Annotated in this window: 20 protein-coding genes; 17 read left to right on the top strand and 3 right to left on the bottom strand. The window is 40.3% G+C overall.

All coding sequences use genetic code 11. The features are described 5' to 3' along the window. The 6 genes from AC559H_RS10325 to AC559H_RS10300 form a co-directional block, all read left to right on the top strand. On the top strand, window positions 1-409 hold a 409-nt coding region (locus AC559H_RS10325), incomplete at its 5' end, for an endonuclease domain-containing protein (protein ID WP_347375203.1). Window positions 410-668: 259 nt separating this feature from the next. After that, entirely contained in the window at window positions 669-2,627 is a 1,959-nt protein-coding gene (locus AC559H_RS10320) for an Eco57I restriction-modification methylase domain-containing protein (RefSeq protein ID WP_081693694.1), read from the top strand. Between the two features lie 105 nt (window positions 2,628-2,732). Continuing rightward, window positions 2,733-3,110, top strand: coding sequence for a GxxExxY protein (locus AC559H_RS10315; RefSeq protein ID WP_026788905.1), 378 nt, complete (start codon window positions 2,733-2,735; stop codon window positions 3,108-3,110). A gap of 948 nt (window positions 3,111-4,058) precedes the next feature. Next, window positions 4,059-6,059 (top strand): sulfite reductase, ferredoxin dependent, encoded by a 2,001-nt coding sequence (sir, locus tag AC559H_RS10310; protein WP_026788906.1) that lies wholly within the window; start codon window positions 4,059-4,061, stop codon window positions 6,057-6,059. Between the two features lie 63 nt (window positions 6,060-6,122). Next, complete coding sequence (locus AC559H_RS10305; RefSeq protein ID WP_026788907.1) at window positions 6,123-6,860, top strand: 16S rRNA (uracil(1498)-N(3))-methyltransferase; 738 nt, start codon at window positions 6,123-6,125, stop codon at window positions 6,858-6,860. A 227-nt stretch (window positions 6,861-7,087) separates the two neighbouring features. Beyond that, a complete protein-coding gene (locus tag AC559H_RS10300) occupies window positions 7,088-8,920 on the top strand; it encodes an ABC transporter ATP-binding protein (RefSeq protein WP_026794508.1) in 1,833 nt (610 codons plus the stop codon). Window positions 8,921-8,995: 75 nt separating this feature from the next. Here the strand turns inward: AC559H_RS10300 and AC559H_RS10295 are convergent, their stop codons facing one another. Continuing rightward, complete coding sequence (locus tag AC559H_RS10295) at window positions 8,996-11,227, bottom strand: hypothetical protein (RefSeq protein WP_026794507.1); 2,232 nt, start codon at window positions 11,225-11,227, stop codon at window positions 8,996-8,998. A gap of 337 nt (window positions 11,228-11,564) precedes the next feature. Here AC559H_RS10295 and AC559H_RS10290 point away from each other — a divergent pair, with 337 nt between their 5' ends. The 9 genes from AC559H_RS10290 to AC559H_RS10250 all read left to right on the top strand — a co-directional run bounded on the left by AC559H_RS10290 (window position 11,565) and on the right by AC559H_RS10250 (window position 19,632). Next, entirely contained in the window at window positions 11,565-12,818 is a 1,254-nt protein-coding gene (locus tag AC559H_RS10290; protein WP_026794506.1) for an FtsX-like permease family protein, read from the top strand. Window positions 12,819-13,038: 220 nt separating this feature from the next. Then, a complete protein-coding gene (locus AC559H_RS10285) occupies window positions 13,039-13,794 on the top strand; it encodes an ABC transporter ATP-binding protein (RefSeq protein ID WP_026794505.1) in 756 nt (251 codons plus the stop codon). A gap of 207 nt (window positions 13,795-14,001) precedes the next feature. Next, window positions 14,002-14,577: a DnaJ domain-containing protein gene (locus tag AC559H_RS10280; RefSeq protein WP_026788912.1), complete on the top strand. Its 576-nt coding sequence runs from the start codon at window positions 14,002-14,004 to the stop codon at window positions 14,575-14,577. Window positions 14,578-14,615: 38 nt separating this feature from the next. Further along, window positions 14,616-15,980 carry a hypothetical protein gene (locus tag AC559H_RS10275; protein WP_026794504.1) on the top strand — a complete coding sequence of 455 codons (1,365 nt, stop codon included), beginning with the start codon at window positions 14,616-14,618 and terminating at the stop codon, window positions 15,978-15,980. 456 nt (window positions 15,981-16,436) lie between these two features. Further along, entirely contained in the window at window positions 16,437-16,586 is a 150-nt protein-coding gene (locus AC559H_RS10270) for a hypothetical protein (protein WP_162832331.1), read from the top strand. A 259-nt stretch (window positions 16,587-16,845) separates the two neighbouring features. Then, on the top strand, window positions 16,846-17,043 hold the full coding sequence (locus AC559H_RS10265; RefSeq protein ID WP_026788914.1) for a hypothetical protein: 198 nt from the start codon (window positions 16,846-16,848) through the stop codon (window positions 17,041-17,043). A gap of 154 nt (window positions 17,044-17,197) precedes the next feature. Then, window positions 17,198-18,085, top strand: a complete 888-nt coding sequence (locus AC559H_RS10260) for an alpha/beta fold hydrolase (protein ID WP_026794503.1) — start codon at window positions 17,198-17,200, stop codon at window positions 18,083-18,085. A 135-nt stretch (window positions 18,086-18,220) separates the two neighbouring features. Further along, a complete protein-coding gene (locus AC559H_RS10255; protein WP_026794502.1) occupies window positions 18,221-18,799 on the top strand; it encodes a 5-formyltetrahydrofolate cyclo-ligase in 579 nt (192 codons plus the stop codon). 5 nt (window positions 18,800-18,804) lie between these two features. Continuing rightward, complete coding sequence (locus tag AC559H_RS10250; RefSeq protein ID WP_233422945.1) at window positions 18,805-19,632, top strand: carbohydrate ABC transporter permease; 828 nt, start codon at window positions 18,805-18,807, stop codon at window positions 19,630-19,632. A 154-nt stretch (window positions 19,633-19,786) separates the two neighbouring features. Here the strand turns inward: AC559H_RS10250 and AC559H_RS10245 are convergent, their stop codons facing one another. After that, the gene (locus AC559H_RS10245) at window positions 19,787-21,580 is read right to left on the bottom strand and encodes a DUF1565 domain-containing protein (protein WP_158442205.1); all 1,794 of its coding nucleotides are present in this window, start codon (window positions 21,578-21,580) and stop codon (window positions 19,787-19,789) included. Window positions 21,581-21,876: 296 nt separating this feature from the next. On the opposite strand from AC559H_RS10245, the gene AC559H_RS10240 reads away from it, so the two are divergent. Continuing rightward, on the top strand, window positions 21,877-22,947 hold the full coding sequence (locus tag AC559H_RS10240; RefSeq protein ID WP_026794500.1) for a thiamine phosphate synthase: 1,071 nt from the start codon (window positions 21,877-21,879) through the stop codon (window positions 22,945-22,947). Between the two features lie 13 nt (window positions 22,948-22,960). Then, a complete protein-coding gene (gene thiS, locus AC559H_RS10235) occupies window positions 22,961-23,173 on the top strand; it encodes a sulfur carrier protein ThiS (RefSeq protein WP_026788919.1) in 213 nt (70 codons plus the stop codon). A 46-nt stretch (window positions 23,174-23,219) separates the two neighbouring features. Here the strand turns inward: thiS and AC559H_RS10230 are convergent, their stop codons facing one another. Continuing rightward, window positions 23,220-24,062 carry a metal ABC transporter permease gene (locus AC559H_RS10230; protein ID WP_026794499.1) on the bottom strand — a complete coding sequence of 281 codons (843 nt, stop codon included), beginning with the start codon at window positions 24,060-24,062 and terminating at the stop codon, window positions 23,220-23,222. Window positions 24,063-24,156 lie beyond the last annotated feature (94 nt).

Here is a 24,156-nt window from a genome sequence, read left to right as displayed (position 1 = left end):
AGAAGGGGGCCGGGGGGATGAGGGCGATCACCTTACTGGTAAGTTACGGTTAATTCCTAAAGCGTTGTTGCTCAGAGCAAAAGAGCTAAGGCAACAGCAAACGCCTGCCGAAAAAGTGCTTTGGGAATGCTTACGCGATCGCCGTTTTTGTGATGCAAAATTTCGTCGTCAACACAATATTGATCGATTTATTGCTGACTTTTACTGTCACAGTGCCAAATTGGTGATTGAACTAGACGGAAGTGTTCATAACTCACAAGTTGACCAAGATCAAGAAAGAGATGCTTGGATGCGATCGCAGGGACTTACAGTTTTACGTTTTCGTAATCAGGAAGTTTTTGATGGTTTAGAGAGAGTTTTACTGAGAATCATGGAGTTTTTTGCCCTCACCCCCAGCCCCTCTCCCTAGGGGAGAGGGGAGCAAGAAAGAAGAGAGCAAGAAAGAAGAGAGCAAGAAAGAGGAGAGCAAGACTCCTTCTCCCTCTTCTTCTCTTTCTCCCCCTTCTCCCCTGGGAGAAGGGGGCCGGGGGGATGAGGGCAGACTTCGCCACTTACTCTCCTATACCGATGAGCCACACCAGTTTACAGATGCCGAAGTAGAGCGTTTAATTCAGGCTTTGGATAATTGTAAGATTCTTGATCCGGCTTGTGGGTCGGGGGCTTTTCCTATGGGTGTTTTGCAGAAGATGGTGCATATTTTGAGCAAGCTCGATCGCCATAATGAACGCTGGAAACATCAACAAAAGGAACGGGAAATTTTGCCTGTGTTGGAGGATTTACGGCAGGCGCAAAAGATTAGTTATGAGCAAGCAAGGGAGGCGGCAGTTAGACAATTAGAGGAGCGTTTGGGGCAGATTGAGGATGATTTTGCGAGTAATGAAAAGGATTATCCCCGGAAGTTGTTTTTGATTGAAAATTGCATTTATGGGGTGGATATTCAGCCGATCGCCCTCCAGATTGCCAAGTTACGCTGTTTTATTTCGTTGATTGTGGAGCAGAAGGTGGACAATAATCAAGCTAATCGGGGGATTTTGCCTCTGCCAAATTTGGAAACTAAGTTTGTGGCGGCGAATAGTTTGATTAGATTTAACGATCAGATGAGTTTGCGGAGTCCTGCGGTTCAGGAAAGGGAAAAGGAGTTAAAGGAGGTGCGGCAAAAGCATTTTACCGCGCGGTCTAAGGCGACTAAGGATAAGTATCGCAATCGTGATCAGGAGTTGCGTAATGCGATCGGGGATTTGTTAAAGGCGACGGGGTTGGAGATGGCTCTGGCTGATAGTTTGGCAACCTGGAATCCATACAATCAAAATACTTCGGCGGATTTTTTCGATCCTGAATGGATGTTTGGGATTGCTGATGGTTTTGATATTGTGATTGGGAATCCGCCTTATGTGCGACAGGAGCAAATTAAGGAATTTAAGCCAATTTTACAAAAGCAATTTGATTGTTATACAGGCGTTGCTGATTTATTTGTTTATTTCTTTGAACGGGGTTATCAGTTACTAAATACTGGCGGCGTTTTGAGTTATATTTGCTCGAATAAATATTTCCGTTCGGGTTATGGGGAAAAGTTACGGGATTTTCTGGGTAAAAATACAACAATTCAGCAGCTTATTGATTTTGGGGATACGGATGTTTTTACAGCGATCGCCTATCCCAGTATTATTTTATTTAGCAAAGAAAAAGCTAGTAAGGATGCACAGTTAAAGGCTCTTTCTTGGCAACAAACGGAAGATTTAAAAGATTTTCCAAGTGTTTTTGATGCTCAAAATTTCTTAATGCCACAATCTGCACTTAAAGCTGATGGTTGGCGGTTGGAAAATACACAAGTTTTAGATTTATTGGCAAAGTTGCGAAATGCTGGTAAACCTTTGGGGGAATATGTAAACGGTAAATTTTATCGTGGTATTTTGACAGGATTTAATGAGGCTTTTGTGATCGATCGAGCAACAAGAGATAAATTAATCGCTGAACATTCATCATCTGCTGAAGTTATTAAACCTTTACTTCGTGGTCGTGATGTCAAAAGATGGCGTGTTGATTATCAGGATCTATGGCTGATTTTTACAAGGCGTGGCACTGATATTAAAAAATATCCAGCGATTGAAAAACATCTCGGTCAGTACAGAAATAGACTAACTGCTGGTGTAGAAGGTGGACGTAAAGCAGGTAGTTATCAATGGTATGATATTCAAGATAATGTTGCATATTGGCAAGAATTTGAACAAATTCAAATTGTTTGGGGAAATTTGGCAACATCACCACAATTTGCTATAGCTTCAAGTGGTTTTTATATATGTGCTCCTGCTAATTTAATTGTTTCAGAACATGAAAAATACTTTTTGTTAGCGATTCTCAACTCTCAAATTACACAATATATAGTTTCCCAAAATGCCGCAGTCAGACAAGGTGGATTCTTAGAATTTAAACCAATGTACGTTTCTCAAATCCCTATCCCCACCGCTACCGAAGCAGAACAAAAAGCTATAGAAATCCTTGTCCAGAAATGTCTTGATGCTAAAGGTCAGAATGTTGGGCAATGGGAACAGGAAATAGATGAAATTGTAGCGCGGCTGTATGGGTTGAGTGACGAAGATATGCAGATAATCAGAGGGAACACGGATTAAGGGGATTACACAGATTGCACGGATTTTTTTAGATTTTGGAAAATTAAATGAATTAAAATCAGCGAAATCAGCGTAATCCGTTAAATCCGTGTTCAGAATTTAATTATGACCTTCAAACACGAAGACATCACGAAAAAGATCATCGGCGCATCCTTTGAAGTCCATAAATTTCTCGGTAACGGCTTCCAAGAAGTAATCTATCAACGCGCCCTAGCTTACGAATTTCATCAAGCAGGGTTAACATTTGCTAGAGAAATTGAACAGCATATTTATTACAAAAACCTACCCGAACCAATTGGTACACGCCGCGCTGATTTTGTTGTCGAAGATAAAATATTAGTCGAACTAAAAGCCACTAAACAAATAGAAGATGTCCACTTTGCCCAAGCCCTAAACTATCTTAAAGTATATAAATTAGAAGTTGGATTATTGATTAATTTTGGAAGTAAAAGACTAGAAGTTAAAAGACTAATACGCGGATAAAAGACTGAACACGGATTAGACGGATTACGCTGATTTCACGGATTATAATTGTCTATTACTGTAACAAATAACTTAATCTGTGCAATCTGCGTAATCTACCTAATCCGTGTTCTAATCTGTGTAATCCCCTTAATCCGTGTTCAGAATTTTTTGGATTTTTGAGATTAGAATAGACGGGACTTACGCAAGTCCTGTTAAAGTCAGTGGAAGTCAAGCCATTTCACCTGAGCGATATTTAGGAAGTTTTGGTTTTTGTGCTATCTGACCCGACTTAAAGGCTTTAAATATTCCCCAAGTCGTTTTTCCTCTAGTGGGCTAAAGCCACCCAAGTACCCAAACTCCCATGCTATTTATATCAGTGGTTTGACACTCTCACCGTCTGAAGACACGCTCGATTCTGCGGACAGAATTAGTTTAATCTAATTCTCGCTACGATTGCCAAATATCGTCTACTGAGTTGATCAAGCGATATGCCTAATCTTCCCGATACTTTTACTTTCAAATCAAGACACTTTCAGAATCCATCACTAAGCCAAATCGCGGTACGCTCCCTATCCTGCCTTTACTTGCTCTTTCTTGTCATACTGCCATTAGAATTAAATCTAACCGTTGTTTCGCGGGAGCCGGGATTTCTCCGATACTAGGATACTTCAACACGCAGATGTTTATTCTTACTTGTGTTTTTTGATTCTATCACATCTTTTTAAGCTCCTCATGGGAATAAATTCCCCTGAGTCGTGTTTCCTCTGGTGGTCTGAAGACACGCTCGTTTCCACACTCCCATCCTTTTCTTATGATTTGTGGTTAGTCCCATGTTAAAATCAAATTCAATACCGATAATTCCGACCGAATTACATGGGTTAGAAAAAAAGCGGGTTTAACTGGCGGGTTAGCTGTAACTAAAACGCTTAACTCGTAGAGTTTTTTATTGAAATAGGTATCCCACGCATGACTTTATCCACAACACCTCCCAAGGTCAGTAAACCCTCAAAAGTAGAAGGGCTCAAAGAACGCAGTAACAGCTTGCGAGAACCCCTCGCCACAGAACTTTTAAATGATTTGAACTACTTCTCTGAAGATGCGATTCAGATTCTCAAGTTTCATGGTTCCTACCAACAGGATAACCGAGATAATCGGGTAAAAGGGCAAGAAAAAGACTATGGAATGATGCTGCGAACCCGCAGTCCTGGGGGTTTTATTCCGCCTCAATTGTATTTAACGATTGATCAGTTATCCGACGAATATGGCAACCATACGATTCGGGCTACCACTCGTCAAGGGTTCCAATTACACGGAATTTTAAAGAAAAATCTGAAAACGGTTTTGGCTTCTATTGTTAATAGTATGGGGTCAACTTTAGGGGCTTGTGGAGATATTAACCGCAATGTGATGGCGCCGACCGCACCTTATAAAAATCGTTCTGATTATGAATATGCCCGGACTTATGCTAATAATATTGCCGATCTATTAACTCCCCAAACCGGAGCTTATTATGAAATTTGGTTAGACGGGGAAAAAGTGATTACCGCCGAAGAACACCCGGAGGTTAAAGCTGCCCGAATTCGGAATACCAATGGCACGAATTATACCGACTCGGAAGAACCGATCTATGGCACTTATTATCTGCCTCGGAAGTTTAAATGTGCGGTCACAGTTCCAGGGGATAATTCCATTGATATCTATACCCAAGATTTGGGTTTAGTGGTAATTACAAATGCTGCTGGAGAGTTAGAAGGATTTAATATTTTAGCCGGGGGAGGTTTAGGACGAACTCATAATAAGGAGGAAACCTTTGCCCGGGTCGCCGATGAAATTGGCTATGTCGATAAAGCAGATATTTATGATGCGGTAAAAGCCATTGTTGCAACTCAACGGGATTATGGCGATCGCAGCAACCGACGTCACGCCCGAATGAAATATTTAATTCATGATTGGGGGGTGGATAAATTCAAGGCAAAAGCTGAAGAATATTTTGGCAAAGCCTTTAAACCCTTTAAATCTTTACCTGCTTGGAAATATCAAGATTATTTGGGATGGCATGAACAGGGGGATGGTCAATTATTTCTGGGCATTTCGATTGAAAATGGTCGGATCAAAGACGAAGGAAATTTCCGCCTTAAAACAGTTTTACGCCAAATTGTAGAACAGTTTGAAATTCCGATATTAGTCACCGGAAACCAAAATGTGATTCTGTATGAAATTTCCCCAGAAGTTCAACCCAAAATTCAAACCCTGCTCAAAGAACACGGAATCAAAACCGAAACCGAAATTGATCCCCTAGAACGTTATGCCATGGCTTGTCCGGCATTTCCGACCTGTGGATTGGCGATCACAGAATCAGAACGGGTCATCCCTAGTCTATTGGGACGGATTCGGGTATTGTTGGACAATGTAGGTTTGGAACCAGAGCATTTTGTCATTCGGATGACTGGATGCCCCAATGGTTGCGCTAGACCCTACATGGCGGAGTTAGGCTTTGTTGGCAGCGCCCCCGATGCCTACCAGATTTGGCTGGGGGGCTCTCCGAATCAGACACGATTAGCTCAAGCTTTTGTTAATCGCTTATCCATTCACGATCTTGAAACTTTTCTGACTCCGATTTTAGTTTATTTTAAACAGGATCGGAAAGTTGGGGAGAGTTTTGGTGATTTTTGTGATCGTGTCGGCTTTGACGAGCTTCGCAAATTTATGACCTCTTACTCAACGACTGCCTCAATGAATATTGAAACTCAAGAAGCACCCGTTTTTACAGGTAGCCAGACCCTACCAGAGATGATTGATGCTGATTCTGATAACCCGGTTGATCCGAGCAAAATTCGGCATCGGGTCAGTGTGCGCGATTCTGTTTATAATCAGTTGAAAGCTGAATCTAAACGTTTGGGAAAACCAGTGGTTGAGTTAGCCACCCAAGCGATTGAAGAATATTTGGAAAAACTGAAAGTAGAATAGTCCAGTTGAACTGAGGGGGTTTTAGGTTAGAGTATCTAACCAAGAATTTAATCGGTTTTATTCATGGTTCAACTTCAACGGATTGCGATCGCCCCGGAACAACTTCAAAATGAATACCTATCTTTAACGGCTGAACAACAGCATTATTTGGGTCGGGTGTTACGGTTGAAACAGGGCGATCGCTTTATTATTATTCAGGGTCAATGGTGGATAGCAGAATTAATCGTTAATTTACCTGCATCTTCTCCCCAGGCTAAATTAATTGAAAAAGTCTCGATTCAAACTGAATTACCGATTGAAGTTATATTAATAGTTGCCTTACCAAAAGCCGATGGATTTGAGGAAATTGTGCGTTGTTGTACGGAGTTAGGGGTGACACAATTTATCCCGGTAATTAGTAAAAGAACGGTATTAAAACCCAGTCCACAAAAGGTAGAAAGGTGGCGAAAAATTGCTAGAGAAGCCGCCGAACAATCGGAACGTCTGATTATTCCTAATATTTTTGATCCGGTTTCATTTCAAATAGGATTAGAAAAAAACGATCATTCTTGTGATCAATATATTTGTGAAGGTCGGGGAAATTATCCCTCTTTAACCCAAGAATTAATCCCACTAGCAGCAGAAAAAAGACTGAATAAAATTATCCTAGCAACGGGGCCAGAAGGGGGCTGGACGGAGGAGGAAATTCACCGAGGCATCGCGGTCGGATTTCAACCTATTTCCCTGGGAAAGCGGATATTAAGAGCCGTTACCGCACCCATTGTAGCCGTATCTCAAATTGTAGGAATCATTGAAAGTTAGCCTCAAAAACCTATATAGCAACCGCCAAGGCAGTTAAGACACCAGACGGATCTTGGAACCCATACGGTGAAGTGTTTTCCCCCAGATCCGGCGTTCCCTCCCCCCCTAGCCCCCCGTGCACGGGGGGTTTGGGGGGGATGTTCCGGTGTTCCCTGCTATAACGGCAGTTTTACCATCAGGCGTGTTAAACTTTTGTGAAGTGAAAATCACTTAAATTTTAAGTTAGAATGACTACCCTAATTTCTCCTAACAATTCCCCTCAATCCCGTGAAACAGATTGGCGCTTACTCGGCGCGGTTGCGGGGTATGCACAACGGAATCGACGGTTATTAATTTTGTGCTTAATTTTATTAATTCCCCTCTCGGTTTCCGGTGCAGTTCAACCGATTTTAATTGGACAAGCGATTTCTTTAATTCGTCAAGAACCGACAGCCCTTCCCTTCCTTAGAGAAATGTCTCTATCGGATGGATTGAACGTTTTAGTTATTATTCTTCTAATTACTATTTTATTCCGATTTTTATTGCAAGCCATTCAAGGATATTGGGTGCAAAAAATAGGTCAACAAATGACGACCGATATTCGGAATGATTTATTTTATCATGTCACTTCTTTAGCTGTAAAATTTTTCGATCGCACTCCCGTCGGACGATTAATTACCCGTTTAACCAGTGATGTTGATGCCTTGGGGGATGTATTTTCTACGGGTGCAATTGGGATTGTTAATGATTTATTTTCCATTTTAGTCATTGCTATTTTGATGTTTATGATGGAATGGAAATTAGCATTAATCTTGGTTTTAATGATGGTTCCGGTAACGGCTGTAATTGTTTATTTTCAACAACAATACCGGAAAGAGAACTATAAATCAAGAGACGAACTTTCTAATCTTAATTCCCAATTTCAAGAAAATATGGTGGGAATCGGGGTTGTACAATTATTCCGTCGAGAAAGATTTAATTCTGAATTATTTCGAGCTACTAATCTTCGATATATTAAAGCAGTTGATAAAACTATTTTTTATGATTCGGCGGTATCTGCAACCTTGGAATGGATTGCCTTAATTGCGATTGGCGTTGTTCTTTGGTTTGGGGGCCGACAAGTTATAGAAAATGACTTGAGTTTTGGGACGTTATCGGCTTTTATTTTATATGCCCAAAGATTATTTGATCCCCTACGACAATTTGCCGAAAAATTCACTGCTATTCAAGCAGGATTAACAGCCATTGAACGGATTAATAATATTCTGAATGAACCCATAGAAATTCAGGATCTTGATCAAATTACTGCCCATCTTTCCACCTTAGATTCTGATGATCATAACTGGGTACAAATGGGAGAAATTCGGTTTGAAAATGTTTGGTTTGCCTATAAAGATGATGACTATGTGATCAAAAACCTGAATTTAACTATTCGTCCAGGGGAAAAAGTAGCTTTAGTCGGGCCAACAGGAGCCGGAAAAAGTACGATTATTCGGCTATTGTGTCGATTATATGAACCCACTCAAGGACGAATTTTAGTTGATGGCATTGATATTCGAGAGTTACGTCAAACCGAACTTAGACGTCATATCGGGGTGATTTTACAGGATGGTTTTTTATTCGCTGGAGATGTTAAAAGTAATATTACCCTAGGAGAATCCTATAGTTTGGCAGAAATTCAACAGGCGGCGGAAAAAACCAATATAAATCGTTTTATTGAACAGTTACCCCAAGGATATAATACCGAATTACGAGAACGGGGAACGAATTTATCCAGTGGTCAAAAACAACTGTTAGCCTTTGCCCGGGCAGCGATTCGGAATCCTCAAATTTTAGTTTTAGATGAAGCAACGGCTAATTTAGATGTGGGAACGGAAGTTTTAATTCAAGAAGCCTTAGAACGTCTGTTAAAAGAACGTACCGCTATTATTATTGCTCACCGTCTTTCAACGATTAGAAATGTGGATCGAATTTTAGTATTAAAACGGGGGCAATTAGTTGAGTCGGGAAGTCATGATGAACTCGTGGCACAAAATGGGTTATATGCCAGTTTATACAGCCTGCAAATGTTAACAATATAGGAATAGGTAATTACGAATTACGAATTACGAATGGGTAATAAACTGATGACTGATAACTGATGACTGATAACTGATTTATATGCCTGTTGATGGAGTGGTTAGGGGTTGATTTAACTCAATCGGAGGTTGATTTTCTCCCTCTGGGGTGGGGGTCGGCTGTGGGGCAGGTTGATCGGGTTCAACGGGGGGTTGTGCCTTTTCTACCGGAGGTTCGTAGGTGTCCACGGGGGGTTGATATTCCGGTGGCGGTGCGGGGGGATTTAACCATTCTTGCCAATCTTGGATTTGGGTTTGAGCTTGGGAATAGGCGGTGCTCTGGGGGGGAATTTTCTTTAAGATCCCAATCGCACCGGGAACATCATAGGTAGATTGATCTAAACCCAGTTGCAATAGATTTTGACCCCATTGATCAATCAGTTGCTCAACCCGACCTCTTAATTTACTGGAATTGGAGACTTGATTCGCCATTTTGATCGCCGCAGCGTAGGAGTCAGGGGTTCCGGGGGAAGCCAGAACTTCTGAATTGCGGAGATTTTCGGCATCTCGGAGTTGACTATTCCATTGGCTAATTTTGGTTTTAGCTGTGTTATATAAGACTACACCCGAACTAATTTGTTGAGCTTGGGCGATCGCCTCGGCATAACTACCTTCGGATGCTAACTGTTCCGCCCGATCTAAGATGGGTTGATATTGTAATCGTTGACTGCGATCTGTCCATTCGCCAATCTGATTTTGAGCATTTTCATATAATGTCCGGCCGCGACCAATTTTTTGAGCCTGGGCGATCGCTTGTTTTAGGGAATCGGCATCGCCAAAACTGGCTAATTGTTCCGCCGTGTCTAATAGGGGTCGATCTTCAATTTCTTCGATCCGCCTTGTCCAACTGACCATTTCGGTTTTGGCTTCGGTGCCCCTAGGGTTAGAGGCGGGGATGGTTTGGACTTGGGCAATGGCCGCCCGCAGGTCACTGACGCCTCCAGGTTGAGCCAATTGTCGCGCCCGTTCTAGGGTAGCAACATCAGCAATTGATTCTTGCCAATTGCGAATATAGGATTGGGCTTTTTGATAGAGGGGCCGATCTTGTCCGATTTTTTGAGCTTGGGCGATCGCATTTTTTAAGCCCACAACCGTATCTAATAAAGCCGGAACATTGGCTTTTGCTAAGACAGTAAAATCCTTAACATTTTCTTGTAAATTCGCACTACCCGGAATTTTATTGGCAATATTAATCGCTTCTTGCCAATTGCCATTTTTTAGGGTTTCTTCGGCTAAAGTCATGATTTTACTACCAATAGTGGTAATTTCTTTTTGTCCGGCATCTTTTAAATAACTCTCAGGAGAAAGTTTTTCAATTAACCCGGCCGCCTCTATCCAACTATCTAAACTGCTTTGGGCGATCAAAATTCTGGCTTTAGCTAATTTTTGGCTATCTTCACGGGTAATGGCAATCAAATCTGTTAGTGTTTGATATTTAGTGGTTGCCCAATAATTATTTCCTAAATTCAATAATAATGTTGCTTCTTTAAACGCCAAATTTAACTTTTCTTGGCGCATTAATTCCTCGGATTTTTGATAAGTTTGTTCCGCTTCATCCCAAATTTCACGCCATTGGTCAATGCGTTTGGAAACTTGAGCCGCAGCCGGGGTATGTTCGGGGGTTTTTTCGGCGGAGGCAATGGCTTCTGAAAGTTGTCCGGCTTGAAACATCTCCTCTACCAAATTCAAAATATCCATTGACCATTTTTCAATTTGGCGATTAATTTCAGGACGTAGGGGATGATCTTTTGATAAACTATTGACTAAATCAATGGCAACCAATAAATCTTGAACAGTTTGTTTATTGGCGGCGGATTCTGCACAATATAACCGCAGGGAAGCCGAGGCTATGGGCCAGAAAATTTTAGGACAATTGGGTAAAGCGGGCAAACGGAACAACAGACTCATCGCTAAAACCCCAATCCCCCCCGGAACTAAAATCAACAGAGCCAAAACCAGGGGAACTAAATTAGCCGGAATGGTTTTGGGTAGAACAAAGCGTTTGCGTTTTTCGGGTTGAGGAGAAGATGACCCTGGAGATGGCTGATAAAGAACAATCTGGCTGGCTGTTTCCGTTAATTCAGGGGAACTAGGAGTTTCATCAACCGTTGCTGGTTGGGTATTGCCAGTTTCCAAACTCGTGCAAAGTTCTTTGAGCCATTGGGCACGACTTTTTCTCACCAGGGAACGAATGGGAATTTGGGGTGAACTCCCTGAATTAGTTGTGTTAGAAGATTGGCTTTGACTTTGTTCTTGTTGGTTTTCGCTCATCACAATTAACTAAAACAGCTTGAAGCAGACTAAGATTCTAACCCTCATTCAACGCCAGGGGGACACAAGGGGGTTCTTGGGTGTTATAGCATTAGGGAGACTCAAACAGCAAGGGGATCAAGGCAGGGAAGGATGGCAAGGGCTAGGGGTAAGACTGTTTCATTTTACTGAATTATTGCTCAAATTGAGTCCCCAGTGTTCAGAAAGAAATCCCTAAAATTCTCTCGATTTTATGGCGGATTTTAGGGAAAAACTTCCGACAGAATCAAAATTTTGTGCCGGGGTTACTTAACCACTGTTATCCTTATATAATAGCCCTGTCCCTGCCCTCTCACCTATGGCTTCCCTTGCTCGAAAAAACCTATTTGAAGATATTCCCCGTTTTTTGGTAGCGCAAGCTGGGATTATGTTTGCTGTTAGTTTAGTAACTATTCAAAATGGAATTTTAACCGGGTTTATTCGGTCTTCTTCTATCTTAATTGATCACTCGAAAGCAGATTTTTGGATTGCTTCTAAGGATATGATTCACTTAGAGTTAACCATGCCAATTTCTTTAGAACGGATGACCCAAGCCCAGACTGTTGAGGGCGTTGAACAAGCCGAAGCCTTTATTTTTAGAAATGCCCGTTGGCGTGATCCCCTAGAGAATAAAATTCATGCCGTTACCGTAGTAGGTTCCGATCCCGATGGAGAATTATTTTCTCCTTGGAATATTATTCAAGGAGATGCTAATGCTTTAAAAAATCCCTATACAATTATGGTTGATGAGAGCAAATTAAATGCTCTAAAAATTAAAAATATTGGTGATATTGCTAAACTCGGAGGATTAGAAGTAAAATTAGGAGGAATTACCCAGGGAACCCAATCAATTGTAAGTAATAGTTTTATCTTTACTTCTTTAAAAAATGCTAATGCTTATGTTAATAGCCCCGTAAAAACTCAAACCCTGTGTCAACTTCAAAATGATGATTTACAATGTACTCAAAGTTATGAGGATCAATCTTCTACTCAAAAACCCGTTAATTCTCCGCCCCCAAGACCTTTAAATCTAGCTGACCCAATTACTTATGTTTTAATTAAAGCTAAACCCGATCAAGACTTAACCCAACTCAAGCAAAAACTAAAAGAAACTTTACCCAATGATGTTCAAGTTTTGAGCCGGGAAGAAATGTCAATGGTGATGCGAACCTTTTGGCAAAAACGCACAGGAGTCGGATTTGTTCTCAGTTTGGGGGCTGCGATCGGAGTATTAGTCGGGATGGTGGTAGTCGGACAAATTCTTTATTCTTCTGTCAGTGACCACTTAAAAGAATTTGGGACTCTAAAGGCGATGGGAGCCTCCGACTGGGTGATTTATGGAATTATTTTAGAACAGGCTCTCTGGATGGCGGTTTTAGGTTATATCCCAGGTATGGCCCTATGTTTTGGTGTTGCGTATTGGGCGGGTGCGACCCAGGGAATTTTGATTTTAATTACTCCTCTATCCGCTTTGGGGGTATTTGGGTTAACGGTTGCAATGTGTACCGGGTCGGCGTTTTTTGCTATTCAAAAAGTCACTAAAGTTGATCCGGCGATTGTGTTTAAAGCTTGATAGGATTGAGCTTTTGTTGCTCTGTTGAGTCAGATCATAGGCAATTGAGAACATTTAAGTTTAGAATATTAAAACTAAACTGTACAGGATAGTTAATGTTCAGTCTTCCTTCTCGGACAATCTCTGATTTATTCAGTAAACTGATAATAAGCCCTTGTAATTTAGTCTATTAGATCTGTCAATTTACGTCATAAGCCCACATCATAATTAATTTGGAACAATGATACCCACTGAAGTTAACGAGGCAAAATCTACTATATCCCGCAATCAGGCTGCATACTATTCACCGAATGCAAAAGTTAAACCGATTGGAATTCAATCTTGCGGTGTGGAAATGGCATATAAATCCGGGCGACAAACTGTTCAAGTCCTGCAAAATATTAATTTTGAAGTTGAACAAGGTGATATTCAACTGTTAATGGGGCCAAGTGGATCGGGTAAAACCACATTACTATCAATTATCGCCGGACTTTTAACTCCAACGGCTGGACAAGTGTTTTTATTGGGTGAAGAAATTACAAAATTATCTCGGACTCAATTGGCAGAATTTCGTTTACATAATATTGGGTTTATTTTCCAAGGATTTAATTTATTCCCCGCTTTAACCGCCTTGGAAAATGTGGAATTAGCCCTTCACCTTAAAGGAATTAGGGGAAGAAATGCGAAAGAAGAGGCAAAAACTCGCTTAGAACAAGTTGGTTTACAGGATAAAATTCATCTGTTACCCCAGGATTTATCGGGTGGGCAAAAACAACGGGTAGCCGTCGCGCGAGCGTTAACAGGAGAGCCACCATTAATTATGGCCGATGAACCTACGGCAGCTTTAGATTCAACCAGTGGTAGGGGAGTAATTGATCTGTTAAAAACCTTAGCTAAACAAGGAAATACTACGGTATTAATGGTGACACACGATCCCCGAATTATGGATGTTGCTGATAGTATTTTGACCTTAGAAGATGGCAGGATTAAAAATTAAAATCCAAAGGTCAGTATCAACTTAATTTCCCCTTAGTAGCTCATCTGCTAAGGGGGTTTTTATCATTTGTCATCAGGGTTATAGATGGTGTTTGTGAGACTTGACACTTTTGAACAGAGGAACGTATAATCAATAACACGGAATCCTATTCAGGTTTATTCTAAAATATGACAACCTAAAATTTAAACACAAAATCACCTGAAAATTATGGCAACTACACCTCTAACTCCAAAAGTACAAGAAGAAATTACCAAACTTTCCCAAAAGTCTCAGAAATCAGAAACCTTTTCAAAAGATCAGGAACTTACTGAAAAGTATGACAGGATATTAAAGACACCCTCAGAAAAACTTTCAAAAAACAAACAACTTAAAATACAAGACCTTAAAGAAGCGATATATAAACACTTTGGCGTTAAAAATACTGATGAATTAAAAAAATCAGAACGATTCAAAATGGCAACTGATGGCATGGATGAATTAAATTTCACCCCAAAACAAACCTGGGAAATGTTATATCGTAAATGGATTGATATTTTACCAAATGAAACCAATGAACAAGGCTATGGTTGTATTAATGGTATTGACATTTTTAAATACTTTCGACCTTGGCAGGTTTTTAATTTAGACTCTAAGACGGCAACCCAAGATGATATTAAAACAGCTTTTCGTCAATTATCTAAAATTTATCATCCAGACAATCAAGAAACTGGCGATCGCAAAATATTTGAACGTCTGATGCAAATGTCTAATAGTCTAATTGCGGCAATACCTAAAAAGTCTTAAGCAAACCTATCATAATCTAATACCAGAGGGATTTTAAAATGGCACTAGCAGATTTCTTTATTACTGAAGAAGATGTTTTACAAGGTCTTGACCTACAAAAACCAGAATTAGAGCAAATAATATCAGCAATAGAAAAGGAGAAAGACAAGTTTGTCTGGGAAGAAGAAACACATTTTAGATATGTCAATAAAAGTCAGAAAAAAAGAGATTTTTCTCGATTAGCTCTAATTGTTATAGGGGAATACTTTGAAACTAATCAGCAATCAGAGCAAGCCACAAAAGTTCTTGATTTACTGACAAAAAAAATCAGTGAACAAGAAAAGAAACAAATTGATCTTGAGATTGTAGAAAGCACCCTTTCAATGATAGATGATAATTCAAGCAAAATAGAGCTAAGGCGGAATCGTTATTGGATAAATTTTCGGGATGTGCTTAAACTACTTAAAACCAATACAGATCGCTTAGAACAAGCATTTGAAGATATTGCAAGGTCTGATCTCCCCTTAATTATAGAGGTGGATTTTGAAGATATAGAGGATGATCGTCATTATTCTTTTTCGGGTTTAGAACGAATTAGCCTAGAATTATCGGAGAAATTAACTGATAGATTGGGACGTCTATTTGCTGCTAGAGTTCCTAAAGTTGCTATCCCAATTATTGAATACAAAGCAACACCGAAGCTGCCTTTAGAAACTGAGATTAATAGGGCGAAAAAAGAAGCCCTCAAAAAACAGAATAATCAATGTCAAATCACAGGAGAAACCCAGTCAAAAACTATGACCTTAGCCGTACATCATCTTTATAATAAAAGTACATATCCTGAACTAGCTGCTGAACAGGATAATCTTTTAGTTATTAAACAAGAAATTCATCAAGAGTTTCATTGTTGGCATGAAGGTTCTATGAAACCTTGTACAATCAGTGATTTTAGATTATTTATTGAAGCAAAATATTCTAGTAATTATGTACTTGTAGCTAAACTTGATGAACGCAAAAGAACTTTAGAAACTAAATTAAAACCCCGTTCAAAGTTCTTAGCACCAGCCCCATCACCCACACCGACACCAGCCCCAATACCGACCCCATCACCCACACCGACACCAACCCCGACACCAACCCCATCACCAACCCCATCACCAACCCCAACCAATAATCAAACATCTAAAACCCAAGAAACTAACACAACATCCTTCTCAGAACTTGAAATCGTTACTATAATTTCCAAAGGTTCGATTAATAGAGATATTCTTGGAAAAGCTACTTTTGCAACGATCAATAATCAAAAAGTAAAAGGTAAGATATTAGCAACTTCTAGTTTAGAACAGAAAAGAGTTTGTTTTCAAAAAAAAGAAGGTGAAACAGGAGTCTGGCTTCCTGAATCTGCTTTTATTATTAATGAATAAGTGATTATAGCAATCCTAAATAGGTTGTAACATTTTAATACTGACATGAAACAGCCAGAAGTATTACCCCTGTTCCCTGTTCCCTTTTGCCCAGGACTTTTGAACACAACTCAAATAGGATTGCTATATATTTTTTAATAAATTAAACAGAGCTAAGTAAGTGGGCGGGAAAATCAACAAATATGTAACGAAAAATTAACTTTGTTGCTCCGAATAATTCAATCAGGAATTATTAAAACAGTTAAATGAATCTAACCAAAACCGGATTACCGTGAACAATTTCGGTTTCGCTTGGAGGTTAGAAGTGGTTGAAAGTTGGGTTGCGGAATATTAATCAACCAGAAACCCGGTTTCTAAGCCTAAAAATCATCCTGAAGACTGAGATAAATTGGGTGAGATCATGCTACTATTTTAGCGTATAAATAGAATCTAAAAATAATTTAATGGATCAGCACTATGGCAACTAAAAAGCGTTATATCCCTTCCGAAGAATATCGTCAGATGTTAGTCCGTGATGGCGATCGCCGTTTTAAAGAATGGCATGACAAATTCTTGAAATATCAACAGCTATTTCTGGCAGATATGAACAAACGCAAAGTAGTATAATTTTTAGTTAAATTACTATTTTCGTAAGCTGTTAAGCATTTAAACCGCATATTTTAGAGGCTGAAAGCCCTTACTGGCTTGGATCGCCTCGAAAATTTAGATGCTTAACAGCTTATTTAATCTTAGGTGCTTAATCGCTTATTGTGATATTGGTCACATAATTTCTACGGAAACATCACTTCAGCAGACCTAAATCAATCACCTCCCAAATCGGGTAAACACGAGATGATAAAAGTGTCGAGTTCAAGGTCTTGCCATGATGCCCTACGTTAATCTTCTCCCCGGTGCGATTACTGAAATGGTTGCTTCTATCGCCGATAACCACTGTTTAACCCAAGCTGACCGCTACGGATTAATGGCCGCGATTTTGGACGATTCCTTACCCGAAGAAGAACGGATGTGTGTTGACCGGGTGTTACGGTCACTACTGCGCGGAAAAATTGCCATTGTGAATTAAGTCTGTTACGATCGCCTCAATTTAAAACCATAACCCATATTTTGTGAACTCGACAAACTCACAATGGGGAATTAGGAATTACGAATGGGGAATTTTGCGATAAACTGATAGTACAGACGCGCCATGGCACGTCTCTACACTGATGACTGATAATATGTTTCCGAGTTTTCTCCCTGAATCTGTACAGAAATTAACCGAAGCTACTTCCATCGCCTTCGCTCAAAATCTCAGATGTGAACCCATTTCTACTCCTTTACGAAAGCAACCGATTCAAACCACTTATATTCGTCAAGGTCAGGGGGGAACCCCGATTTTATTAATTCATGGATTTGATAGTTCTGTCTTTGAATATCGGCGATTATTACCATTATTGGCCACAGAAAATGAAACTTTTGCCGTGGATATTTTAGGGTTTGGATTCACAGAACGGGGAACGGAATTTAAGTTAAATCGCTCGGAAATAGCGACTCATTTGTATTCATTCTGGAAAACTTTAATTAATCAACCTGTGATTTTAGTTGGGGCTTCCATGGGGGGTGCAGTTGCCTTGGATTTTACCCTATTGTATCCTGAAGCGGTGAAGTCTCTGGTATTATTAGACAGTGCTGGTATGAAACCAGGGCCAATCATGGGTAAGTTTTTATTACCGCCTTTTGATTATTTAGCTACGGAATTTTTAAGAAATCCTAAAGTTCGTCAAGCGATTAGTGAAAGTGCTTATTTTGATAAAACTTTTGCGTCTGTCGATGCTCAAATTTGTGCCGCCTTGCATTTAGAAGTTATGGGTTGGAATCAAGGCTTGATTAGGTTTAGTAAGACCGGGGGATATGGAAAGTTTGGCAAGCAATTGAATAATATTCAACAACAAACCTTGATTTTATGGGGAGATCATGATAAAATATTAGGAACTAAAGATGCGTATAAATTTGAAAAAGCTATTCCCCACTCTCAATTGATTTGGGTTAAAAACTCCGGTCATGTTCCCCATTTAGAACAACCCCAAACCACGGCACAATATATTTTAGATTTTGTGAAAAATTAAACCTTGTAGGGGCGGGTTATTCAATAATATTGAATACTCTCAAAAGAACTCAATAAACCCGCCCTTTTTTTCCTAATGGCTACTGCTATACATTAAAACAGGGTGAAATCTACTGATATAGGCGATAAAAAATTAATGTTTAATCAAAGTAAAACCGAATTAAGACGTTTATTAATTAAACAACGTTGTTCAATTGCAACCAGAGAATATCAGGAAAAAAGCGATCGCATTTGTCAAAACTTACAAAAAAATCCCCTATTTGAACAAGCAAAAACTATTTTATCGTATTTCAGTTTTCGCCAAGAACCCGATTTAAGTTTATTATTGAATAACACCGATAAAAAATGGGGGTTTCCCCGTTGTGTTGAACAATCTTTAACCTGGCATTATTGGCAACATGGGGAAACCTATGATATTAATAGTTATGGTATTATTGAACCCGATGCTAATTTGATGCAACTACATCCGAGTGAAGTTGACTTAATCTTAGTACCATCCGTTGCCTGTGATCCTCAAGGATATCGGTTAGGATATGGAGGTGGATTTTATGACCGAATGTTGAGTCTACCCGAGTGGAATTTAATTCCGACGGTGGGAATTATTTTTGATTTTGCTTATCTGATCTCATTACCGATTGATTCTTGGGATAAACCTTTAAACGCGGTTTGTACAGACTCTCAATTTATTAATGTTTCTGATTGTTTACCCGCTTAATTAACTTGAACAATAAAACCATAAAAACAGTAATTATTTATATTATTCTCGGAATAATTGCTGTATTAATGCTATTTCCTCTGGTTTGGTTAGTCAGTACCGCTTTTAAATCTCCCAGTGAAAATATCTTTCAATTTCCACCCCAATTTATTCCCAGTCAACCGACATTTCAGAATTTTATTAAAGTCTGGCAAACTAATCCTTTTGGACGTTATTTATTTAATAGTTCTTTTGTCGCCCTATTAACAGTTAGTTTAAATTTATTATTTTGTTCCTTAGCCGCCTATCCCCTAGCGAGATTAAACTTTAAAGGCAGAGATGGCATTTTTACAGCCATTATTGCCACCATCATGATTCCCTTTCAAATTGTGATGATTCCCTTGTATATACTAACCGTACAATTGGGATTAAGGAATAGTTATTTGGGAATTATTTTTCCCACTATTGCCTCCGCATTTGGAATATTTTTATTAAGACAAGCCTTTCAAACTGTCCCGAAAGAGTTAGAAGAAGCCGCTAGAATTGATGGCTGTTCAGAATTAGGAATTTGGTGGAATGTGATGATACCTGCGGTGAAACCCGCCTTAATTACCCTAGCAATATTTGTGTTTATTGGGTCATGGAGTGACTTTCTCTGGCCGTTATTAATATTAGACCAACCGGAATTCTATACCATGCCTTTAGGAGTAGCAACCCTAGCCGGAACATTCTCCCTGGACTGGCGATTAATTGCGGCGGGCTCTGTAATTTCTATTGCCCCGGTTTTACTATTATTCTTAATATTACAACGCTATATTGTGCCGACAGATGCCGGGTCAGGGGTGAAAGGGTGAATTAGTTGAATTACGAATTATGAATTACTAGATTCGTTTCAATCCCCCGTAGTAAGCCCTTCAGGGCTTCTTCAGTGGTTTTTAACATTTTTAACAGAAACACTGGTATCTTTACAACGGTAAAGTTTAATTTAACCACAAAGACACAAAAACACTAATTCATCATCTCAATTCTGGCTCGCAACCCACTGCGGGTTAACTGTTGCAAAAGGGAATTGGCCCGATATTGATCTCGAAACGCCCCCGCTTGCACAACAGAGCGACCCTGTACCACCGTTGTAAACGCTTCAGGGACAACCGACCGCACACGGCGCAGGTCTGCATCACTACCACTTTCTACCACTACCCGATACCGTAACCCCAAAGCCGTCGGACTCAGAGGGATATTCCCCAAATTCCCACTCGCCACCTCATTTGGGAGTAAACCTCCCCCCGACCCAATCGGAATATCCGGCCCGGGAACCGCTAAAATCCCGATAGCCGCTACGGAAGTCGGTTGAGCTTGGGGCGGTTGAGTAATTGCTTGGGGGGTTTGGCGGGGTTGGGTACGGGGGGGAACCGGAACTGAAGCCCGACGACCCAAAATCAAATCAGAAACCACTGGAACTAATAATCCCAGCACCCGGTCACCGGAACTCTGGGGTCTGGGGGCAGGTTGGGGGGGTAAACGGGAAGACTCCGGGGGGGGAACCGGAATCGGAATGCTGTTAGGGTTAGCCGGATTGGATTCTGGAAGATAGACCGGAAGGGAAGAAGCCGTATTAATTGGGGTCATGGTGCTAGGATCATTGGCCACCGCCGTTCGAGACACTGGGCTGCTGGTGGGGTTTGAGAGTTGACGGGCTAAGGGAGATGTCCCGGCCATGGCCGTTTGGTAGGGGGACAGTTGAATTGGCCCAATAATTTTGTTGGCCGCCAGTTGATTCCCATAGGCCAGGATTTGTTGACCCTTTGTGCCGTTATTGAGATCATAACGACCATTATTGCGAATCACGTTCCCCCCAGGTTCCTGGGTATTGCCTAAGTCTGGCAAGGATTCAGCGATCGCAACAACTCCATCCCGTTGATTTCTTTCAATTTGATTATTTCTTAAAATCGGTCGAGCATTGGCTTGAATTACAATCCCGTCTTTATTATAAAAAACCCGATTTCCAATCACAAAAGGGGCGGCATTTTGAGAAATATTAATCCCAAATCCGGTATTCTGAAACTCATTATTTCTGATTTCTGGGCGAGAATTTCCATAAATTGTAATTCCATTAGCCCCATTTTGAATAAAAGAATTATCTTGAATAATTGGCGCACTAATTCCGACAATAGAAATCCCATCATGGCTATTTCCAGTAAACGTATTTTGAGAGACAATTAAAGAACTCGATTCGATCCAAAGTCCATAACCTCGCTCGTTAGGATTAGTAATTGTGACGCCACTAATTCTGGAGCTATTTGCCCCCAATATTGTAATATTTTGTTGAGCCGAAGTCTTGCTGGTGTAAAAGCCTCCCCCCGTGATGATCACATCTTTTCCCTTAGTATTGGGATTCCCCTGAAGGGTGACATTATTATGTAAAATAATCGGGAATTGTTCTCCCGTTTGACTGCTATAGGTTCCCGGCGCTAAAATAATTGCCGTATTTGAGGGCGCCATACTTACGGCTTTTGTAATTGTTTTGAATGGGGATTGTTGCGTCCCTTGTCCGCCATCATTACCCAGGATAGAACTTACATAAATTACCGCAATAGAACGATTATTAGTCGCCGGGGCCGTTTGTTGATTTCTAGGGGGAATGGCTAACCCGCAGAGGGGGTTAAATAGTCCTAATCCCAAACTGATTAATAAAAATGGCGAAAAAGATCGCAGTACCATTAATGAAAATGGAGAAGTCAATGCGATCGCAGTTCGGGGAAAAGATGAACCAAGTTGAGAAATATCAGATAACCTTGTCATTGTTGGGGGGGGGAGATAAAACTGATATTGATTAACCCGTTGTTGCGCTTCAGCGCATCTTCTCATAAATCATGAATGTGCTGAAGCACTACAACAGTGGGCAAAAACTTAAGGAGTCTGACGGACTGAATTTAGTTTAAAATGTCATTTGCGTCAAATCAGCCTCAATTTTACCTTAAACTTAACATTTTGGCTGTTAAGAATTTTGAACTTTGTTCACACGCACCCAGCATCAAAATCGAACTGGGGAAATTATACCCCGAATCTCACCAAATTACACAACAGAGGAACATTGAATGGATCAACAATACACTCCCCTAGCACAGCCGATTCTTTATCGGATTTTAGATGCTAACCTAGACCGCACCCGGGAGGGCTTGAGAATTATCGAGGAGTGGTGTCGGTTTGGGTTAAATAGCGGAGAACTCGCGGAAGAATGTAAACATCTGCGCCAAGAAATCGCCCGTTGGCATACGATGACCTTACGTTCCTATCGTAATACCACTGATGATCCTGGCACAGAATTAACCCATCCCCAAGAAGAACAACGGTCAGGTATTGAACAACTGTTACAAGCCAATTTCTGTCGAGTACAAGAAGCCTTAAGAGTGCTTGAAGAATACGGGAAATTATATCATCCCGAAATGGGGCGCACCTTTAAACAAATGCGCTATCAAGTTTATACCTTAGAAAGCCGTTTACTCGCCCATGAACGTCATAAGGTTTTACAAAATTCCTATCTCTATTTAGTTACTTCCCCCGGGGAAAAATTATTCGCCATTGTCGAAGCAGCCCTACAGGGAGGATTAACTTTAGTTCAATATCGGGATAAGACTTCTAATGATGAAATTCGATTAAAAACTGCCCAGAAATTATGTCAACTTTGTCATCGCTATGATGCTTTATTCTTAGTGAATGATCGGGTCGATCTTGCCGTCGCCGTTGACGCCGATGGAGTCCATTTGGGCCAAGAAGATATCCCGATTCAATTAGCTCGACAAGTCCTTGGCCCTCAAAGATTAATTGGTCGTTCTACCCATAGTCCTGAAGACATGAAACGAGCCATTCAAGAGGGTGCAGATTATATCGGGGTCGGCCCGGTTTATGAGACTCCTACCAAGGCAGGGAAGGCGGCTGCGGGCTTAGAATATGTTCGTCATGCGGTTAAAAATTCCACCCTTCCTTGGTTCGCTATTGGTGGAATTGATATGAATAATTTTGATGATGTGATGGCGACCGGGTGCGAACGGGTTGCCGTTGTACGTTCGATTATGAACGCTGAACAACCTACTTTAGTCACCCAATATTTTCTATCCCAATTGCATCGCGTTAGAAACCTCCGCACCCACAAAGTTTTACCTAATTAACCGAAAATTAAGCATGAAAGAAACAATGACGGTTAAAGTTAATGGGGAATTAAAAACCTGTTCTTCGGGGTTAAAACTTCCCCAGTTTTTACAAGAACAAGGTTTAAATTCTCGTTTAATTGCCATAGAATATAATGGTGAAATTCTCCATCACCAATTTTGGGAAACTACCGAAATCCAACCTGGGGATATCTTGGAAATAGTAACTATTGTTGGCGGGGGATAACTTACTATTCCCTATTCCCTGTTCCCTGTTCCCTGTTCCCCATTCCCTACTTGTAAGGTTTTATTCTTAATAATCCTTGAGTGGGACTGAATAAAAATACTAGGATAAACAGACCCGATGTTACTAATACAATGGCTGGGCCAGAAGGGAGGTTATAAAAGTAACTGAGGTACATTCCGCTAATACTGGAAATTACTCCAATTATTACTCCTAATATCATGACTAAATGCAGACGTTCTACTAATAAATAAGCTGTGGCTGCGGGAGTAATTAATAGGGATAATACTAGGATAACACCGACGGCTTTTAAACTGGCAACAATGGTTAAGGCAATTAATCCCATTAATCCTAAATTTAGCAGGTTAACGGGTAAACCTGTGGCTTCTGCACCCAGGGGATCGAAGGTATAAAACAGTAGTTCTTTATAGATTAAGGTGACTACTGTTAGGATAATCATAGCAATAATAAATGTATCCCTAACATCCTCTCCTGTTACTCCGAGAATATTACCAAATAGAAAATGATTTAAGTCAATTTTATTGTCTTTTTGAACTAAAGTAATTAGGGTTATTCCTAAAGCAAAAAAGGCAGAAAATACTATTCCCATCGCGGCATCTTCTTTAATTCGGGAATAGGTTCTAATAATATTCATGCAAATTGTACTTATAATCCCAGCAATAAAAGCCCCGATAAAGATATTAGCATTGAGGATAAATGCGATCGCTAAACCGGGTAATACCGAATGACTAATGGCATCTCCTAATAATGCCAGTCGTTGCACCATTAAATAGCTACCGACAACGGCACAAATAATGCCAACTAAAATCGCTACGGTTAGCGATCGCTGCATAAAACTATACTGCAAAGGTTCAATAAAAAGATTAATCATCTGATTTAAACTCACAAAAGAAATTAGATTATTTTTATATCCTCCATGATCTAGGGCTGTTTCATTTTTGATCACAAACTTGTGTGACCTCTCC

The organism is Planktothrix prolifica NIVA-CYA 540, assembly GCF_963864145.1.
GTDB lineage: Bacteria > Cyanobacteriota > Cyanobacteriia > Cyanobacteriales > Microcoleaceae > Planktothrix > Planktothrix agardhii.
This window is presented reverse-complemented; position numbering and strand designations above follow the sequence as displayed.

What these genes read in the sequence shown, in the direction of transcription:
- AC559H_RS10320 (WP_081693694.1), top strand. Translation starts at nt 669, where the DNA reads ATGGGTGTTTTGCAGAAGATGGTGCATATTTTGAGCAAGCTCGATCGC.
- AC559H_RS10315 (WP_026788905.1), top strand. Translation starts at nt 2,733, where the DNA reads ATGACCTTCAAACACGAAGACATCACGAAAAAGATCATCGGCGCATCC.
- sir (WP_026788906.1), top strand. Translation starts at nt 4,059, where the DNA reads ATGACTTTATCCACAACACCTCCCAAGGTCAGTAAACCCTCAAAAGTA.
- AC559H_RS10305 (WP_026788907.1), top strand. Translation starts at nt 6,123, where the DNA reads ATGGTTCAACTTCAACGGATTGCGATCGCCCCGGAACAACTTCAAAAT.
- AC559H_RS10300 (WP_026794508.1), top strand. Translation starts at nt 7,088, where the DNA reads ATGACTACCCTAATTTCTCCTAACAATTCCCCTCAATCCCGTGAAACA.
- AC559H_RS10295 (WP_026794507.1), bottom strand. Translation starts at nt 11,227, where the DNA reads ATGAGCGAAAACCAACAAGAACAAAGTCAAAGCCAATCTTCTAACACA.
- AC559H_RS10290 (WP_026794506.1), top strand. Translation starts at nt 11,565, where the DNA reads ATGGCTTCCCTTGCTCGAAAAAACCTATTTGAAGATATTCCCCGTTTT.
- AC559H_RS10285 (WP_026794505.1), top strand. Translation starts at nt 13,039, where the DNA reads ATGATACCCACTGAAGTTAACGAGGCAAAATCTACTATATCCCGCAAT.
- AC559H_RS10280 (WP_026788912.1), top strand. Translation starts at nt 14,002, where the DNA reads ATGGCAACTACACCTCTAACTCCAAAAGTACAAGAAGAAATTACCAAA.
- AC559H_RS10275 (WP_026794504.1), top strand. Translation starts at nt 14,616, where the DNA reads ATGGCACTAGCAGATTTCTTTATTACTGAAGAAGATGTTTTACAAGGT.
- AC559H_RS10270 (WP_162832331.1), top strand. Translation starts at nt 16,437, where the DNA reads ATGGCAACTAAAAAGCGTTATATCCCTTCCGAAGAATATCGTCAGATG.
- AC559H_RS10265 (WP_026788914.1), top strand. Translation starts at nt 16,846, where the DNA reads ATGCCCTACGTTAATCTTCTCCCCGGTGCGATTACTGAAATGGTTGCT.
- AC559H_RS10260 (WP_026794503.1), top strand. Translation starts at nt 17,198, where the DNA reads ATGTTTCCGAGTTTTCTCCCTGAATCTGTACAGAAATTAACCGAAGCT.
- AC559H_RS10255 (WP_026794502.1), top strand. Translation starts at nt 18,221, where the DNA reads ATGTTTAATCAAAGTAAAACCGAATTAAGACGTTTATTAATTAAACAA.
- AC559H_RS10245 (WP_158442205.1), bottom strand. Translation starts at nt 21,580, where the DNA reads ATGACAAGGTTATCTGATATTTCTCAACTTGGTTCATCTTTTCCCCGA.
- AC559H_RS10240 (WP_026794500.1), top strand. Translation starts at nt 21,877, where the DNA reads ATGGATCAACAATACACTCCCCTAGCACAGCCGATTCTTTATCGGATT.
- thiS (WP_026788919.1), top strand. Translation starts at nt 22,961, where the DNA reads ATGAAAGAAACAATGACGGTTAAAGTTAATGGGGAATTAAAAACCTGT.
- AC559H_RS10230 (WP_026794499.1), bottom strand. Translation starts at nt 24,062, where the DNA reads ATGATTAATCTTTTTATTGAACCTTTGCAGTATAGTTTTATGCAGCGA.